We start from the raw sequence: 18,025 nt of genomic DNA on the forward strand, positions 1-18,025 counted from the left end.
TCATCCCGTCCCGATAGCCATCGGGATGATCCGGGATCTCATCCCTATAAGAACCCAACGTCACTCCATCACTCCGTCACAACGTCACGAATGCACGAACACAAAAATCCTGCTACTCAAGATTGACATATATCATTTCCCCTGTTCTTAATAAGAGATATATTTAATAGTTAAGCCTTGGTCACCTCCGCTCGTGAACTCTATCATTTAGATCAAAGTTCACATTTAAAAAGAATTTTTAATTCAAAGCTAAGTGCCATGCTGTTTAGAAAAGAAATTTTGCTGCTGATCGTGCTTGCTGTATCGGTAGGTTTTACCTCCTGCAGTGACGATGATGATGAGGTTCCTCGAATTGATGAACCAACCGGAAGTTTTACGCTTCCCGATCAACCTTTGGATGGGGAAATGGTGGTTGTAGAAGATTTGTCTATTAGTAAAAATGGATGGATCGTGGTAAGAAGGGACAACGGAAGTAATGAGCCCATAATGACTGAGATAATTTCCATGCCGGAATATGTGCCAGCTGGTGATTATTTGGAATTTAGTATCCGACTTAAAAATAATATCGAGCTCGTTGATGGAGAAAGGCTTTGGGTGAATTTACACGCCGATGACGGAGATAAGATCTTTGAGTATAGTATAAGTAATCAGGCAGATTTACCGATTTTATTGTCTTCAGGAAGTTTGGTAGCCCATTTCTTTATTGTCGATCTGCCGGATCCCACAGGTAGTGTAAGCGCAGATGATCAGGAACTGGAGCAGAACCGGAAACTCAATATAAGTTCTGTAGTTAATAGCCATTCCGGTTGGGTGGTGGTGTATTCTGATGCAGAAGGAGCACCGAATTTAAATGAAATACTTTCAGTCCCCCGTTTTATTGATCCTGGAACTCATACTGATCTTAAGGTTGATCTGGAAGATGATGTGGAAATAGAAAATAATGAATTGCTGTGGGTGGTATTACATACCGATGATGGAGACCAGGTTTTTGAATATAATGTGGATGATGATCTTGACCTACCGGTCTTAACAGAAAATGATGAAATGGTGATGGATTCCTTTAGGCTTAGTTTTGACTGACCTATGGGAAGTTTAATGGTTTCAAATCAGATTATTTATGAGTTTATTCCAACTAAAAACACCTCCGGGCGGAGGTGTTTTTATAATTATTTCAAGTGTTTTTTATCCAAAGGAACGGCAAGTAAAGGAATATTAAGTTCATCTACAAGGTCCTTCTTTTTGTTCGCAGTAAACAGGCTATAGAGAAAGTTCTTCTTTCGGTGCCCGGCCACCACCAGGTCGATTTGATGTTTCTCTGTAATTTTCCGGAGAGATTTAATAACCGGGCCTTCAATTAAAAGTCCTTCGGCCTCTACTTCATTTTCTTTTTTAAGGGCTTCCACCCATTCCTGGATAATCGCCGCCTCTTCTTTGCGTTTTTCAGATCTCTTGTCATAAACATATTGCGGACCGGCTTCCCGCGCGAGGAAATCATCGGGATCAGGTTCTGTCACATGTATGATCCAGAGCTTCGCTTTGGAAAGCTTTGCGATTTCCACCGCCTTGGCTATTAATTGTTCCGCCTCTTGCTTTCGGTCTATGGCCACTAATATGTTTTTCATATAGATTTGATTTTATGAATTTTAAACTTAAGAAAAATAAAACACTTTTAGAATTAACCCCTTTCCAGCAGTTGAGTTTTAGGGCTAATAGATCAGGCTATGAGGACAAAAAATGAGTCAAATGTTCGAAGCAACCGGAAACAGAGAACCCACAGGAACAGAGAACAGATAACCGGGAACATTTGACCATAAAATCGTGGAAAAATTCCCCAGTTCATTCCGGATAGATAAAAACATAGGCTTCAGGATGAACCTTTTAGTAAGTTGGTACGTGGATTGCTTAGGCTGGCGGGTATCGTGTTGGTGATAGGAAACCATCAGGATCAGGTAAAAACAAAAAAGAATGAAAACTAATACCATAGCTTCAGATCAAGTAATTTCTTCCGCAGATAAGTCTGCTTTTAATGAATTTTCCAAACAGAAAAACAAGGCCAGGGATCTCAGAGGGATAATGGTACGGGTAAGTAGCCTGGCCCTACTTTTTGGTGCCGCATATCTGGTTTATGCCTTACAAGGTGATTTCAGCCGATATAATCTTGATGGCCTTAATTCAACCTGGGGAATGGCCATTTTTGTGATCACAGGTTTCTTGCTTTTATTCAGAGCCGGATTCTTTTTCTATAACCTGTATCTCTACCTGCGCTATAAACCGATTTCCTCAGTAAGCAATGAGAACCTACCCACCTGCACCGTGATAGTGCCTGCCTACAATGAAGGAAAGCAGGTATGGGCTACACTGATGAGCCTGGCAAAAAGTGACTATCCTGCCCATAAGCTGGAGTTACTGGCCATTGACGACGGGAGTAAGGATGATACCTGGGAATGGATGCTGAAGGCTAAACGGGAACTGGGTGATCGTGTGAGCATCTATCAACAACCTCAAAACAAAGGAAAGCGTCACGCCCTCTACCGCGGATTTAACATTGGAACCGGGGAGGTTTTTGTCACTGTAGACAGCGATTCTGAAGTTACCAATGATACCTTGCGCAACCTGGTGAGTCCTTTCATAGTTAACGAAAAATGTGGAGCGGTAGCGGGGAACATTCGCGTTCTCAACAACGAAAAAAAGGCTATGCTGCCCAAGATGCTGGATGTGAGCTTCGTCCTGAGTTTCGAGTTTGTTCGCTCTGCTGAAAGCAGTTTGGAATCGGTGCTTTGTACCCCGGGTGCTCTGGCTGCCTACAGAAGAAAAGCTGTTTTTGGCTGTCTTGATGAATGGATCAACCAGACCTTTATGGGGAAAGCTTCAGATATCGGAGAGGATCGTGCTATGACTAACATGATCCTGAAGCAGGGGTATCACGTCCTCTTTCAGAGAAACGCCTTCGCCTATACCAATGTGCCCGAAAAATACACCGGACTCTATAAAATGTTTATCAGATGGGGGAGAAGTAATGTTCGTGAGAATATTGCAATGGCAAAATATGTATTCACCGATTTCAGGGAAAGCTCCAAAACAGGATCGCGACTGCTATTCCTTAACCAGGTATTGAAGCTGGTGATGAGCTACCCTACAATTTTGATGATGCTTTTCTTCATCTCTATGGATCCTGTCCTGTTCTTAAGTTCAACCCTTCTGAGCATCTTGATCTGGTCGAGCTTCCCGGTGCTGTTCTATGCGAAGAGATATAACTTATCCGAATCCTTCTGGGCGTATTCCTACAGCATTCTCTATACCTTTGGCCTATTCTGGATCACTCCATACGCTATTGCCACCGCGAGTAAAAGGGGATGGCTTACCCGTGGGTAAGTCACAAGAAGTTGATATTAAAAGTTAAAAAGAAGGATTCCTTAGGAGTTTTGAGCTTTACTTTGGAGATAATTCTGAACATAACTGGTTGAAAGAAAAAAGCGGGATTCTTATGGATTCCGCTTTGTCTTCTACATTCCTTCATCGCCCATAATACATTTTCGACTTACCAGGCTTAGATAAGAGCTTCCCTGATCTTTTTGACAGGACTTTTACGTTTCCGAGAGTCAATACCGAAAAAATAATTCACGGGGCAGACTTTGGTAATGGCACTCTCTGTAAGAAGGGTTCCCACCACTATGGAGACAAGACCTTCAATTTTTCCTTTATTTCCACCCAACGCCAAGTATCCTACTCCAATTAAGGCGGGACCTGCAATGCTGCGGATGAGCTGATCTTGTTTACCTACATTTTCTTTCATAACATTTGATTTTTTCAACCCTAATTCTGTCTTCTTAATTTAAGAAAAATTAGAACGATTTCCAAGGTAATATAGCATCAAAGAATATTTCTGTTAATTAGCTAATACCCGGATTTGATAAATTCGGTTACATCTCTTCATCCTTGAGATATTTGTTCAGAAACTCCAGAATTTGTTTGTAGCCTTTGATCTCATTTTCCTTTTTGATAAACCCATGGCCTTCATCTTCAAAAATCACATATTCTACCGGCACATTGTTCTTTTTCAATTCAGCTACAATTTCATCAGACTCTACCTGTAATACCCGCGGATCATTCGCCCCCTGCAAGACCATTACCGGATTCTTTACCTGGTCTGCATGGAATAACGGCGATTTGTTGTAAAGTGCTATGGAATCTTTGGTGGCAGGGTCTCCCATTTCTTCGTACAGGGCTGTTTTAAAAGATTCCCAGTAAGGAGGTATAGATTTAAGGGTTCGCAACCAGTTTGTCACCCCAAAGAGGTTGACCCCGACGTCAAATTCTTCAGGAGTAAAAGTCATGGCTGCCATGGTCATATAACCGCCATAACTGCCGCCTATGATGCCAATATTATTTTTATCAATATAATCCTGCTCCTGAAGCCATTTTTTACCCCAGATCACATCCTTAAGATCTTCCTCGCCGTGTTTTTTATCATCCATTTTATAAAATGATTTCCCGTACCCGCTGCTTCCCCGGTTGTTAACTGCTAAAACTGCATACCCGTGGTTGACCAAATACTGAATGAGGGCAGAATATCCTATTCTGGACTGCCCCCCCGGACCGCCATGAACCCATACCAGGGCCGGTACTTTATTCCTTTCAGATGCCTGCTGTGGTTTGTAGTAAATAGCCGGAATCTCGAGTCCGTCAAAAGATTTATACCGAACAACTTCAGAAGCAACCAGATCTTCAGGGTCGATCTCCTCATTCAGGGTGTTGGTTAGTTTTTTGATCTCATTGGTTCTGAAATCATAGACATATAGATTATTAGGGGTTTTGGATGTTCCAATGGTGAGTCTCATCAGGTTTTCACTGTCGGACAGATTTACCGCTTTAATATCTCCATCGGGTACTGCCGGAAGATCTACTGTTTCTCCTGTTTGATTATTTATTACGATAAGGCGGTTCTTTCCGTCTTCATTAATGGCAATTACACGATACTTGTCATTTTCGCTGAGGTAACTGTACATGACGTCCCAATTAGTTTCGTAGACCGTGGACCTTTCTCCGGTTTCCAGGTCATATTCTACCAGATAAGAAAATTCCTTTCCCACATCTGTGATGTAATAGAACTTCTTATCATCTTTACTAAACCCTGAAGCCGAATAACTTCCTTTTTCTTCAGAGATCTCCTTTAGTTGATCCTTCTCCCGATCATAAATAAATAATTTGCTTTCGCTGGTAGTGATAGGTTTAGAAAGCGCGATCAATTGTTCGTTGTGCGACAGACCTTCTAATTGATAGCCTTCGTCATTTTCATAAAGCATTTGGGGCTCCCACGTATCCACGTCCATTTTGTAAATATCAAAGAACTTAGGGTCCCGCTTGTTCGAAAAATAATAAATGGATTCTTTATCATCACTCCAGCCCGCAAAATTGGCTTTTTCATTTTCCCCAGGGGTTAGGTCCTTAACTTCTCCGTTCTTTTTAAGAAGGTATAAATGGCTTATTTCATTTCCGCCTTTATCTGCTGAATATATTATTTCACCTGTTCCGGGGACATAGTCTTCAGCAAAGAAGGAGTCATCTTTAGATTTAGTGATCTGTTTTTTAGAGCCGTCTTTAATATTGATCTCATAAACATTAAAGATACCCGATTCATCACTGCTCATAAGGAGCTTTGTTTCATCATTTGAAAATTCACCTCCACCCACGCGGGTATTACCATAAAATTGTTCGATGGTATAATTCTCTACGGAAGTTGAATCTTGTGAAAATGCCGTAAATCCGAACAGCATAAAGAGCAAAAAAAGAGATTTCATAATTCTGATTTTGATTAGTAATTGAGCTTAATTTCAGGTAGGTGGTAAGAAGGGGAATTCTAATATACCAAATAATTATATAATTATAAACAATTGAACATCAAATGATTTTTTAGCTGTCTTGATGATTGGATCAACCAAACCTTTATGGGGAAAGCTTCAGATATCGGTGAGGATCGCGCAATGACCAATATGATCCTGAAGCAGGGGTATCACGTCCTTTTACTAGAAACGCCTTCGCCTATACCAACGTACCCGAAAAATACACAGGACTCTAAGATGTCAGGTGGGGAAGAAATAATGTTCGGGAGAATATTGCAATGGCGAAATATGTATTCATAGATTTCAGGGAAAGCTCCAAAACAGGATCGAGACTTCTGTTTTTTAACCAGGTATTAAAACTGGTGATGAGCTATGCTGCAATTCTCCTGATGCTTTTCTTTATCTCTATGGATCCGGTTCTGTGGTCTGGCTTCCCGGTCTTGTTCTATGCGAAGAGATATAATTTATCTGAATCTTTCTGGGCGTATTCCTATAACATTGTTTACACCTTTGGCTTATTCTGGATTACTCCCTACGCGATTACCCCCGCAAGTAAAAAGGGTTGACTTACCCGTGGCTAACCAGATTGATATTAAAAGTTTAGATGAAGGGAACCGGGATTGGTTCTTTTTTTTATAAAATATAAAAGGTTCACACAGACCTATAACTGAAGACTGAATTTCTATTTCCCAAATAAATTCATTTTCAAGCCGGCCCCGGTTTTATTATGTGTCTATTTATGACTTTTTAATCTGATCGATTTCCTTTAAGACCTCATTTGCTTCAAACATTTTGTCATCACTTTTACTACGATTAGTGGTAGATAGTTTATGCGCTTCTTCCAGTAGTTTTTTGTATTTCACTTCCAGTTTTTCAACTTTCGATTTTTTCTTAAATAATCCGAACATTTTCTTTTTTATATAAATATATCATAAATACTACTTTAAACAGGTGAACTATCGTTAATTAACCATTGTTTTATTCCCTTCGCCTTGATTTTAAGGGAGATGAAGGCTATGCTTTGTTTTACTGAAAAACCAACTTTAAGCTGTTATAATCTTTCTATATTTATTTTTTCTTAAAAGAAACAACAAGCCTTTATGCACATCATTAATGCCCACCAAAACAATCTCAAAAATATTGATTTAAGCATTCCTGAAAATCAATTGATTGTGGTGACCGGTTTATCGGGTTCCGGGAAATCATCTCTGGCTATGGACGTTATTGCTAATGAAGGATATCGCTATTTTCTGGAGAGTCTCCCTGCTTATAACCAACAAAATGCGCAGATGATCCCCACTGCTGAAGTGGACGATATAGAAGCCTTACTACCGGTGATCAAGGTGGAGCAATCAAAACGCTTCCAGTCTATTAATACCACCTTCGGTACCTTGTCAGAGCTTGCTGCTGTCTTTAGAATTTTATTTGCCCGTTATGCCGGCACTGAGACCATGAGCAAGTCGCTCTTTTCTTTCAATCACCCAAAAGGGGCTTGTGAGCGCTGCCATGGTATTGGTCAGGCAGAATATATCGATCTGGATAAATTGGTCGGAGATGAAAACAAAACCCTTAGAGAAGGGGCTATCACCACTACCTTGCCTAATGGCTATATCGTCTATTCCCAGATCACCGTTGATGAATTAAATAAAGTCTGCCAGGCCCATGGTTTTAGTGTAGATATTCCCTGGAAGGAACTCACGGATGAACAAAAAGATGTGGTTTTAAATGGAAGTGATCGCATCAAAGTTTTTTATGGGAAACATACCTTGGAGTCCCGGCTAAGATGGGAAGGCTTGAAGGCAAAACCCCGGGAAGAAGGCTTTTATAAAGGCATGCTTCCCATTATGAAGGATATTCTAAAACGCGATCGCAATCCGAATATCCTGAAGTTTGCCAGTTCCAAAACCTGTCCGGATTGTAAGGGAGCACGGATTAAAGCTGAACACCTGAAATATAAATGGAGGGGCCTGAACTTTCGGGAATGGATGGCTCTTCCCTTAATCGACTTATATGATAGCCTGAAAAGCTTGGAGGTGACAGCCGGGGAACAAGTATTGGTTGATAAGATTTGTACTCAGTTGTTCGACCTGATAAGACTCGGAATGGAGGAATACCGGTTAAGCACTCCAAGTACTGAAATTTCTTCCGGTGACGCACAGCGTATCAAATTGATCAAGCAGGTAAACAGTAGCCTGCAAGGTATTCTTTATGTATTTGATGAGCCTTCCATCGGTTTATCTGAAGACTACCAAAACTATTTACTCCATATTCTTAATCGCTTGATTAGCCGTGGAAATACGGTCATGGTGGTAGAACACGACTTAAATTTTATCGGATCTGCAGATTGGATAGTGGAATTAGGCCCGGCTGCTGGTGCTTACGGAGGAGAAGTAGTTTTTAACGGTCCGATACAGGAATTTTTAAATGCGGAAGGCCTATCGAGCCCCACCTTAGCTGAATTACAAAAAGCAGATTCCAAATCTGATAAAGAACCTAAACGAGAAACAGCAGATTCATTTCAGCCTCAATTAGGGGAATTGACTGTAGTGGGTAGAAAAACACCTCAAATGTTGCAAAAGCTTTCCGGATATTGTGAACAAGAGGACTTAAAACTGCTTGCGGTATCCGATCAACCCATTGGCAAAACCCCCAGAAGCAATCCTGCTACTTATACCGGCCTGGCTGACAAAATACGTGACCTATTGGCTAAATCCCCGGAAGCGAAATCCCTGAAATTGGCTAAAGGAGCTTTTTCTTTTAATAATAAGAGTGGAAGATGTGAAGCCTGTGAAGGGGCGGGTGTGATCACTCTCTCCATGAATGTGATGGGCACTATCAACCAGATTTGTCCGAACTGTAATGGTAAGCGTTTTAAGGATGAAGTATTGCAAGTGCATTGGAACAATAAAAATATTGCTGAAATCTATAATCTGAGTATAGCCGAAGCTTATGATTTTTTTTCCGGGGAGAAGAAGATTACAAAAATATTGTCTTTGATGTTGCAATTGGGCCTGGGGTATATCAAACTTGGTCAGCCCTCCAACACCTTATCAGGGGGTGAAGCGCAGCGTATTAAACTCACTAAGCATTTTGCCAAACAATCAAAAAAGACCCTTTTATTGCTGGAAGAACCCAGTATTGGATTGCACCAGAAGAATGTGCGGCAGTTGCTAAAAGCTTTGCACCAGCTGAAAAATCAAACGGCAGGTATTATTTGTTTTGAGAATCAACCGCTTTTTCAATCCTCCTGCGATACCCTGGTGGATAATGCCATAAAAGCTGAAGCGCAGGATCTGAAAGAAGCACCGGATCAACGAAGGGATAAGATATCTATAAAAGGAGCTAGAACGCATTATCTTAAAGACCTGGATCTAGAAATACCCAAAAATCAATTATCCGCGATCACGGGAATTTCAGGTTCGGGTAAATCCTCCCTGGTGATTGATACCCTGCATGGCTACGGACTACAGGAAATGACCAAACAATTTTCGACTTATCAGCAGTCCAGAGTAGGAGTGAATTTTCAATTTGAAGTAGATCATATTGAAGGCCTTAGCCCGACTATTTGTGTTACACGTAAAGAAAAAAGCTTTACGGAGCGCTCCGATATTGCCAAGCAAACGGGAATAGATAAGATTTTACGCTTTGCTTTCTCACGAAAAGCGCAGTATGAAGGAAAGGAATTATCAGCCAGTCATTTTTCCAATAATCACGAATTGGGAAAATGTGCCATTTGCGATGGTATGGGTCAGGAATTGCTCCCTGATCTGGATAAAATAGTGCTCGATGATGAAAAGAGTATAGCTGGAGGATTGTTTGAACACAACAAAGCGCTGGCTTATTATGGTCATCCGGGAAGTCAGTTCATGGCGATCGTAAAGGAGCTAGGCAAAACATATGGATTTAGCCTGCAAACACCTTTTAAGGAGCTGACCGAGCAACAAAAAGACATTCTGTTCAATGGTGCCGGTGATAAAGTATGGAAAGCCAATTGGATATACAAAACCAAAACAAATGAAGGCACGCAAGCCGTAAATATGAAATGGGAAGGGCTTTTCCATTACTTAAAAGAAGAATATTATAAAACCCGGAAAAATAAAAATATCGAGAAACTCAAGGCACTTTTCTCTCTCGAGGAATGTAGTCATTGTTCGGGAAGTGGCTTAAAACCGGAACGATTATCCTTTCAAATTAGAGGGAGATCCATTCATGAAATAAGGTTGATGGATTTTAAAGCTTTGGAAAACTGGCTTTCTGCTGATTATAAGCTAGAGGAGATAGATCAAAAACTCATTTTCAACATTGAACCTCATTTGATCAACACCATTATGCGGGCAAAGCAATTGCATATTGATCATCTGCAACTCAATCGAAAATCGACCACGCTTTCCGGCGGAGAAAACCAACGGGTAGCACTAATCAAACAGTTAAACTCTCCGCTGAAAGGCATTACATATCTATTGGATGAACCTTCAGCAGGATTGTCCAATGACAATATTCCCGACTTGATCAATATTCTAAAAGAACTTATTGAGAAAGGCAATACGGTCATTGTGATTGAGCACAATAAGGAGATTATTCTGGCGGCTGACCAGTTGGTTCAGCTCGGACCTCAGGCAGGTAAGTTGGGAGGCTATATTACTTATCAGGGGAGTCCGCAGGATTATTTGAAACAAGCCGATTGTCATCCTTTTTTGAAAGAAGCTTCCAAAGCGATTGAATTAAAAGGAACAAAAGAACCTATTGCCATCCGAAAACTCTCTAAACATACATTAGTAAAAGATGGGTTGGAAGTGCCTGTTGGAGGAATCACGGCTATTAGTGGTAAATCGGGAATAGGGAAAACCACCCTGGTGAAAGAAATCCTGATTCCGAGCATTCAAACGGGCAAGCCGGTCAATTGTGAAAGCATAGTTTTTCCAAAGAAGTATACAGGAGCGCATTATTTTGAGTCTAAAAAACTACGATCACATGGGAATACCTTACTCGTGTCTTATTTAGACCTGCTGAAAGATATAAGTAAGATCTTTGCAAGCGTAACAGGTTCCAAGGCTCGTGACTTTTCTTATAAAACAAAAACCAGTCAGTGCCCAAACTGCAAAGGCAAAGGCTATTTGGAAACCAGCCTGGATGTAGCCGCCAATGCGATTGAAAAATGCGAAGTTTGTAAAGGGCAGCGCTATCAGCCGCATATATTGGCACATACAGTTAAGTCAAAAAATATCGCTGAGGTACTCGCCTTGAATCTCAGGGAATTAAAGGAATGGTTAGAGGAGACTAAGGTTCCTGCCAAAACCCTTCAGTTCTTAAATCTGCTGGAGAATATCGGCTTGGGACATCTTCGCCTGGATCAGCCGGTACAATCCCTTTCTTCGGGGGAGAAGCAGCGATTATTGTTACTGAACTGGCTGCAGGAGCAAACTACCAATGCACTTTATATTTTAGATGAACCCAGCACCGGATTGCATTATGCTGATATTGACCTCTTGTTTGAAATACTAAAAAAACTCAGTGAAGCCAATGATATTCTGATCATTGATCATAATCCGTATTTGTTGGGGAAAATAGGGGTTGGGGTAGTTTTAGATTGAGGGCCTAGACCCGGTTTATCTCTTCAAATTTAGGAGTCAGATAATACTCTTGAACATTAAAATCCTCAATTGTTTTAAGCAGGATTAATTCGTTGGAATTAAAAGGCGGACTTGAAAGGGATGGAATTCTTCTGGCAATCAAATCGGAAAGAGCTAAGGAGGCCGATATCAGGGTTCAGGAGTGGTTGCAGGAGATCAAAATTATATAAGCGCGTTTTTTCATGGCTTGTAAATTCAACCCGATTTATAACTTTAAAAATATTAAGGAATTAAAAGATAAAAGATGGACATGATCTTTATTTTTTATTTTTTTTTTGACTTAATTTAAATGTTTACTTACTTTTAAGCAAAATCTTTTATCATGGCAGAATTTAATGTTACCATCAATGGAGAGAAACGGAGGCTGGAGGTAGATCCTAATACTCCATTACTTTGGGTTTTAAGAGACCATCTAAATTTACCCGGAACAAAATATGGGTGTGGAGTGGCACAATGTGGAGCCTGCACGGTCCATCTTAACGGTAATGCGGTTAGATCCTGCCAGCTCCCGATATCGGCGGTGGCAGATAACGAAATAACAACCATTGAAGGTCTTTCCGAAAATGGAGATCATCCTGTTCAGAAAGCCTGGCTTGAGCACGATGTGCCTCAGTGCGGTTATTGCCAGGCAGGCCAGATTATGTCGGCTGCTGCCTTGCTGAAAAATAATCCCAGTCCAAGCGATGAAGATATCGAAAATGGAATGAACGGCAATATTTGCCGCTGCGGAACATATACCAGAATAAAAGCTGCGATTAAATCGGCTTCAGATTCCAAGTTAGTTTAATTAAATCCGGAAAAAATGAGTAAAGTAAAAACAGGAATGGGCAGAAGATCTTTCATAAGGAATGTTTCTCTTGCCAGCGGTGGATTAATAATTGGTTTCAGTTGGTTGGGTTGTAAGCGTGCGGCAGAGGAAGGTACAGAAGAAATGGCCCTGGAAATGCCAGATGAATGGTTTGAACTTACCGGATATTTAAAAATAGGAGACAACGGTATTGTGACCATTTATTCTCCAAACCCTGAGATAGGTCAGAATGTAAAGACTTCCATGCCCATGCTCGTAGCCGAAGAACTGGATGTGGATTGGAATAATGTGATCGTAGAACAGGCACCTTTAAATACAGATGTTTTTACAAGACAACTGGCAGGAGGAAGTCAGTCTATCCGTCAGGGTTGGGAGCCGTTAAGAATGGCAGGAGCCACAGCGAGACAAATGTTACTTACAGCTGCTGCAAATCAATGGGAAGTTCCGATTTCCGAACTTTCTGCAGACAAGGGAATTATTAATCATACAGGTAGCGACAGGTCTATAGGTTATGGTGAAATTGCCAAAGCAGCCGCAAAAATTGAAGTTCCCGAAGAAGTTGTACTTAAGGAGAACAGTAAATTTAAAATTATAGGCACTTCGCGAAAAAATGTAGATGCAAAAGAAATAGTTACAGGCCAGCCTTTATACGGGCTCGATGTTCAACTTGATGGAATGCTTATCGCAATGATAGTTCAACCGCCGGCTTTTGGAATGGAATTGAAGTCCATGGACGCAGATGAAGTAAAGGGAATGCCCGGTATAAAAGATGTTTTCACAATAGATACGTATCCGGAGGACATGGAAAAGGAATGGAGTGACACAACGTCTTTTCCCAAATTAGTAGTAGTGGTGGGAGATTCTACCTGGCAGGTGATGCAGGCTAAAAAAGCTTTAAAGATAGAATGGGATCTTAATACCGAATTGACAAAACAGATTGAAATTCTTGAAAAATCGGCTGGTCTTTCGGGATCAGGCGGACTTGAAAACACGGATGTCCATTATTCTTTAATGGCTGAGGTTGGTCCTAAAAAATCAGAAATGGTAAGAAGGGATGGGAATCCCGAATCTGCGTTTAAAAATGCGGCTCGTGTTATTGAACGTTCCTACAGCTGCCCGTTTCTTGCGCACAATTGTATGGAGCCAATGAACTTTTTTGCAAATGTTACCAATGGTAAAGCAGAGTTGTTGGGGCCTATTCAAACCCCCGAGTTTGCTGAAAAGAGCGTGAGCAAACGCCTGGGAATGGACCTTGAAGATATAGATATCCAAATGACCCGTATGGGAGGTGGTTTCGGCCGCCGGCTTTACGGACATTTCCTTGTAGAAGCTGCCGTTATTTCTCAAAAAATGGGAGCACCAATAAAACTTGTTTATACCCGTGAGGATGATATGACCAACGGCGTTTATCGCCCGGCTTATCAGGTTACCTACCGTGCGGCCCTGGATGGGAATAATAATCTTACAGCATTTCATGTGAATGCAGGTGGTATTTCTGAAAGTCCTCTTTTTGCCAATCGTTTTCCTGCGGGGGCAATCGATAATTACCTTGCCGAGAGCTGGGCGATCGAATCGAATATTTCCATAGGAGCCTTCAGGGCACCAAGGTCTAATTTCATTGCCGGGGCAGAACAGTCCTTTTTAGATGAACTCGCTGAAGAAATGGGAAAAGACCCTATTCAGTTCCGACTTGATATGCTTAAACGTGCGGAAAATGATCCGGTAGGAGAGGAAAACGATTACGATCCGGCCCGTTATGCGGGTGTTTTAAAGATGGTAAGAGACAAAGCTGGCTGGGATAACAACAGTTCCACTTTAAATAGAGGAGTTGCTGCCTATTACTGTCATAATTCCTACGTGGCGCAGGTCCTGGATATTAGCTTAAAAAATAATGACCCTGTCATTGATAAAGTTACCTGTGCGGTAGACTGCGGAATCGTGGTGAATCCTGATGCCGCCATAAATATGGTAGAAGGTGGAACTATTGATGGTATTGGGCACGCGCTGTACAGCGAGATAACATTTAAGGATGGGGCTACCCAACAAAACAATTTCGATTCCTACAGGCTTATTCGTCATGAGGAAGCTCCAAAGAAAATTGAAGCACATTTCGTTGATAACGGTATAGATCCTACCGGGCTTGGAGAGCCTCCATTTCCGCCGGTTCAGGGGGCTTTGGCAAATGCACTTTACAAAGCAACTGGGGAAAGATTTTATAAGCAACCCTTCATAACCCAATTGAGAAATGCAGGTGGAGATTTGAAAACCTAACAAGATGGCTTTTAGGAATGAGCATAACGGAAACTCGATGTATTCACCAATGATGATATGCGAATTACTACCGATAGCTCGGAAGACCAATAAAAAACAATAAGATTCTACATTTGAAAAAGATCAAATTTAAATGTTGGGTAGAGGAGGAAGGTGAAAAATTTTATGGCCCCGGGCCTCATCAGTTGGTCAAAAGCATTCAGGAGGAAGGATCGCTTTCAAAAGCTGCCGGGCAAATGAATATGTCCTATAAAAAAGCCTGGGATCTTGTTCAGCGGTTAAATAATAATTCTGAAGAGGCCTGGGTTATTCTGAAAAAAGGTGGTCAACATGGTGGGGGGGCTGAAATCACTCCACATGCAATAAAAGCCATGCAGGAATACGAGAAGTTACAACAGAAAATCAGTGAGCTCCTTCAGCAGCAGGAAGATTTAATTAAAGTTTTAAAATAAGCTAAGAGTAAAAGAAATTAGATTTCCCCAAAATATAAATACCGATATATACGCGAATACACAACGAAAATGGCTGTAAAAAGGAAAATATATCTCGACTATAATGCAACCACTCCGGTTGCCCTTAGTGTAGTTGATGCCATGTTGCCCTATTTTACCGAAAAATTTGGAAATGCCAGCAGTGACCATGCATTTGGTTGGGATGCCGGGGAAGCTGTTGAATACGCCCGGGACCAAATTGGCGGACTGCTACATTGTAAACCCACCGGAATCACTTTCACTTCCGGCGCTACAGAAGCCGCAAATCTTGCCCTTTTTGGATTTTGCGAAAGAAACAAACACAAAGGGAATCATATTATTACCTGTGAAACCGAGCATAAAGCCATTCTGGATTCTTTGAAAGCTTTGGAAAGTAAAGGTTTTGAGGTTACCTATCTGAACGTGGATTCTGAAGGAACTATCAACCTCCAAGAATTAGAGCAGGTTATTACTTCCAAAACAATTCTTGTTTGTCTTATGCTGGCAAATAATGAAACCGGATTGATTCATCCAATGATGGATATTGAAAAGATAGTTCATTCTAAAAATGTGAAACTTATGAGTGATATTACTCAGGCTGTGGGCAAGATTCCGGTAGATTTAAAAAAACTGAATTTAGACCTGGCAATCTTCTCTTCCCATAAGATTTACGGGCCTAAAGGTGTGGGCGCTTTGTATATCAATAAGAAAAACAAGATTGGAGTTGATCCATATTTTTTTGGGGGCGGACAGGAAAAGGGAATACGCCCGGGCACATTAAATGTACCCGGAATCGTGGGCTTTGGAAAGGCTGCTGAAATTGCTTTTGCTGAAATGGAGAAGGAGTCAGCAAGAGTTTTAAAACTGAGAAATAAACTGGAAAACGATCTTAAAAATATCGAAGGGGCAACAATTCATGCTGATGCTTGTGACCGACTTCCAAATACAACCAATATTTCATTTGAAAATATTGATGGCAACTTACTGCTAAGAAAATTGAACAGTATGGCAATTTCACGTGGTTCAGCCTGTACTTCAAATACCGTTAAACCTTCCCACGTTTTAAAAGCAATGGGATTAAGCGATGACCGGGCGCTGTCGTCTTTTCGTATTAGTTTAGGAAGGGATACCAGTATTGAGGATATCGAATTTGCGGTAAAAGAGATAACTAAAACTGTAAATCAGCTAAAGAGGGCAATGGTATGAGAGAATTGGATGCCATCATATCGCAATATGAACTTCTGAAGGAACAGGATGTTCAAGGCGTTCTGGCCACGGTGGTGCATGTAGATGGTTCCTCATATCGGAGGGCAGGAGCCAGAATGCTGATCGATGAATTTGGTAATATTACCGGGGCGATAAGCGGAGGCTGTCTGGAGGGTGATGCCCTTCGAAAAGCACTTCATGCCCTGCATCAGCAAAAAAATAAACTGGTTACCTATGACACCAGCGATGAGGACGATGCTATAATTGGCGCACAATTAGGTTGTAACGGAATTATTCAGGTTCTATTTGAACCCCTGGATTATGAGGATGAGCTAAATCCCTGTGAGCTGCTGAAAAAGCTAATTGATCAGAAAAATCCGTCGGCAATCGTAGTACAGTTTAACCTGAATAAATCAAAAGAGCAGCCGGGAACAAAATTGGTGATTTCTGAAAATTCAGAAGTTTTTGGAAGTAAGCCGGAAGAGGAACTATTCAAGAATATTCTGGAACAGGCCCATCTCACTTTGAAAAATAATAAATCTCATTTTGCTGAATATTTAATCGATGAGGAAACGCAGCATATTTTTATTCAGAATTATCAGCCACCGGTAAAACTGATTATAGTTGGCGCCGGGAATGACGCTCAGATCCTGGCGCAACAGGCCGATTTGCTGGGTTGGGATGTGGTGGTAACCGATGGTCGGCCTACGCATGCTAATAAAGAGCGTTTTACCTCCTCCTGCCAGATCATCGTATCAAAACCGGAACAAACCCTTGAAAATATTGAAATTGACCATCGCAGCTGTTTTGTACTGATGAGCCATAATTATAATTATGACCTGGCGGTATTGAAGTTGCTTTTAGCAGAGAAAATGATTCCCTATATCGGAATTCTTGGTCCGTTGAAAAAATACCAGAGGATGTTGGGTGAATTAGAGGAGGAAGGATTTGATCTGAAAAAGGAGGGTGTAAATAATATATATGCCCCGGTGGGACTGGAAATTGGTGCAGAGACTCCGGCAGAGATAGGGCTTTCAATTTTAGCTGAGATTCAATCGGTGTTAACAGGCAAAAATGCCCGGTCCTTAAGGGAGAAATCCACTCCTATTCATGAGAAAAAGGAGAATCAATTTAAGAAAATTCAGATTTGAAGGATAATGCGAAAATAGGAGTTATCATCCTGGCTGCCGGATCTTCCAGCCGACTTGGATATCCGAAACAGCTGGTGGAATTTAAGGGAATTTCCCTGCTTCAGCATTGTATTGATGTGGTGGAATCTTTGAAACTTGATCCCAAAATCCTTGTTTTAGGAGCAAAGGAAGATGAGATCAATAAGAAAATCGATCCCAGGAATTTTGAAGTGGTGATCAATGAAAACTGGGAAGAAGGAATGTCCACGAGCATCAGGAAAGGAATTTCAGAAGCTTTAAAAATTGAAAAAGAACTGGAACAAATACTTATTCTGCTTTCAGATCAGCCTTTGGTTACAAAGGATAAGATTGAGGAGTTAATAGAAGTTCAGCTAAAGAGCAAGCAGCAGGGGACATTTTCAGAATATGCCGGTGAGCCTGGGGTTCCTGCCATTTTTTCCAGGGAGATTTTTTCAGATCTAAAAAAGCTGAAAGGAGATCAGGGGGCTAAAAAACTGATATATAATAAGGATTTTCAATTTGGAACAGTAAAGTTTGAAAATGGAAATTTTGATGTGGATACCACTGCAGATGTGGAATTGCTAAAACAGATGGAAAAAGAATGAAACCAGCATGATGCTGGACACTAAAAAGGGGAATGCGGTGCGAT

General features: G+C 41.1%; 13 protein-coding genes and 1 pseudogene. 10 read left to right on the forward strand and 4 right to left on the reverse strand.

The window, feature by feature from the left end; translation table 11 throughout:
• Positions 1–258 precede the first annotated feature (258 nt).
• Entirely contained in the window at positions 259–1,080 is an 822-nt protein-coding gene (locus BM266_RS13835) for a DUF7282 domain-containing protein (RefSeq protein ID WP_093410740.1), read from the forward strand.
• A gap of 86 nt (positions 1,081–1,166) precedes the next feature.
• On the opposite strand, the gene BM266_RS13840 is transcribed toward BM266_RS13835, so the two are convergent.
• Complete coding sequence (locus BM266_RS13840; protein ID WP_093410743.1) at positions 1,167–1,622, reverse strand: universal stress protein; 456 nt, start codon at positions 1,620–1,622, stop codon at positions 1,167–1,169.
• Positions 1,623–1,965: 343 nt separating this feature from the next.
• On the opposite strand from BM266_RS13840, the gene BM266_RS13850 reads away from it, so the two are divergent.
• Complete coding sequence (locus tag BM266_RS13850) at positions 1,966–3,372, forward strand: glycosyltransferase family 2 protein (RefSeq protein ID WP_093410747.1); 1,407 nt, start codon at positions 1,966–1,968, stop codon at positions 3,370–3,372.
• A 175-nt stretch (positions 3,373–3,547) separates the two neighbouring features.
• On the opposite strand, the gene BM266_RS13855 is transcribed toward BM266_RS13850, so the two are convergent.
• Together BM266_RS13855 and BM266_RS13860 are read right to left on the reverse strand one after the other, a co-directional pair.
• Complete coding sequence (locus BM266_RS13855) at positions 3,548–3,793, reverse strand: YgaP family membrane protein (RefSeq protein ID WP_139220654.1); 246 nt, start codon at positions 3,791–3,793, stop codon at positions 3,548–3,550.
• 127 nt (positions 3,794–3,920) lie between these two features.
• Complete coding sequence (locus tag BM266_RS13860) at positions 3,921–5,798, reverse strand: S9 family peptidase (RefSeq protein WP_093410751.1); 1,878 nt, start codon at positions 5,796–5,798, stop codon at positions 3,921–3,923.
• 111 nt (positions 5,799–5,909) lie between these two features.
• Here BM266_RS13860 and BM266_RS13865 point away from each other — a divergent pair.
• A pseudogene (locus BM266_RS13865) lies at positions 5,910–6,406 on the forward strand (glycosyltransferase family 2 protein); the annotation flags it as partial.
• A gap of 171 nt (positions 6,407–6,577) precedes the next feature.
• On the opposite strand, the gene BM266_RS16970 reads toward BM266_RS13865, so the two are convergent.
• Positions 6,578–6,748, reverse strand: a complete 171-nt coding sequence (locus BM266_RS16970) for a Lacal_2735 family protein (protein WP_139220655.1) — start codon at positions 6,746–6,748, stop codon at positions 6,578–6,580.
• A 192-nt stretch (positions 6,749–6,940) separates the two neighbouring features.
• Here BM266_RS16970 and BM266_RS13870 point away from each other — a divergent pair, with 192 nt between their 5' ends.
• From BM266_RS13870 to BM266_RS13900, 7 genes are all read left to right on the forward strand, one after another.
• Positions 6,941–11,431, forward strand: a complete 4,491-nt coding sequence (locus BM266_RS13870) for an AAA family ATPase (protein WP_093410753.1) — start codon at positions 6,941–6,943, stop codon at positions 11,429–11,431.
• A 361-nt stretch (positions 11,432–11,792) separates the two neighbouring features.
• A complete protein-coding gene (locus tag BM266_RS13875; protein WP_093410755.1) occupies positions 11,793–12,257 on the forward strand; it encodes a (2Fe-2S)-binding protein in 465 nt (154 codons plus the stop codon).
• 15 nt (positions 12,258–12,272) lie between these two features.
• Positions 12,273–14,549 (forward strand): xanthine dehydrogenase family protein molybdopterin-binding subunit, encoded by a 2,277-nt coding sequence (locus BM266_RS13880; protein ID WP_093410757.1) that lies wholly within the window; start codon positions 12,273–12,275, stop codon positions 14,547–14,549.
• A gap of 113 nt (positions 14,550–14,662) precedes the next feature.
• The gene (locus BM266_RS13885) at positions 14,663–15,001 is read left to right on the forward strand and encodes a winged helix-turn-helix domain-containing protein (protein WP_093410759.1); all 339 of its coding nucleotides are present in this window, start codon (positions 14,663–14,665) and stop codon (positions 14,999–15,001) included.
• 69 nt (positions 15,002–15,070) lie between these two features.
• Positions 15,071–16,225: a cysteine desulfurase family protein gene (locus BM266_RS13890; RefSeq protein ID WP_093410761.1), complete on the forward strand. Its 1,155-nt coding sequence runs from the start codon at positions 15,071–15,073 to the stop codon at positions 16,223–16,225.
• On the forward strand, positions 16,222–17,376 hold the full coding sequence (locus tag BM266_RS13895; RefSeq protein WP_093410763.1) for an XdhC family protein: 1,155 nt from the start codon (positions 16,222–16,224) through the stop codon (positions 17,374–17,376). Before BM266_RS13890 ends, BM266_RS13895 begins: the two co-directional genes overlap by 4 nt.
• On the forward strand, positions 17,373–17,981 hold the full coding sequence (locus BM266_RS13900; protein ID WP_093410765.1) for a nucleotidyltransferase family protein: 609 nt from the start codon (positions 17,373–17,375) through the stop codon (positions 17,979–17,981). The genes BM266_RS13895 and BM266_RS13900 overlap by 4 nt, the downstream gene beginning before the upstream one ends.
• Positions 17,982–18,025 lie beyond the last annotated feature (44 nt).

Origin of the sequence: Salegentibacter flavus (assembly GCF_900115145.1) — a bacterium.
GTDB lineage: Bacteria > Bacteroidota > Bacteroidia > Flavobacteriales > Flavobacteriaceae > Salegentibacter > Salegentibacter flavus.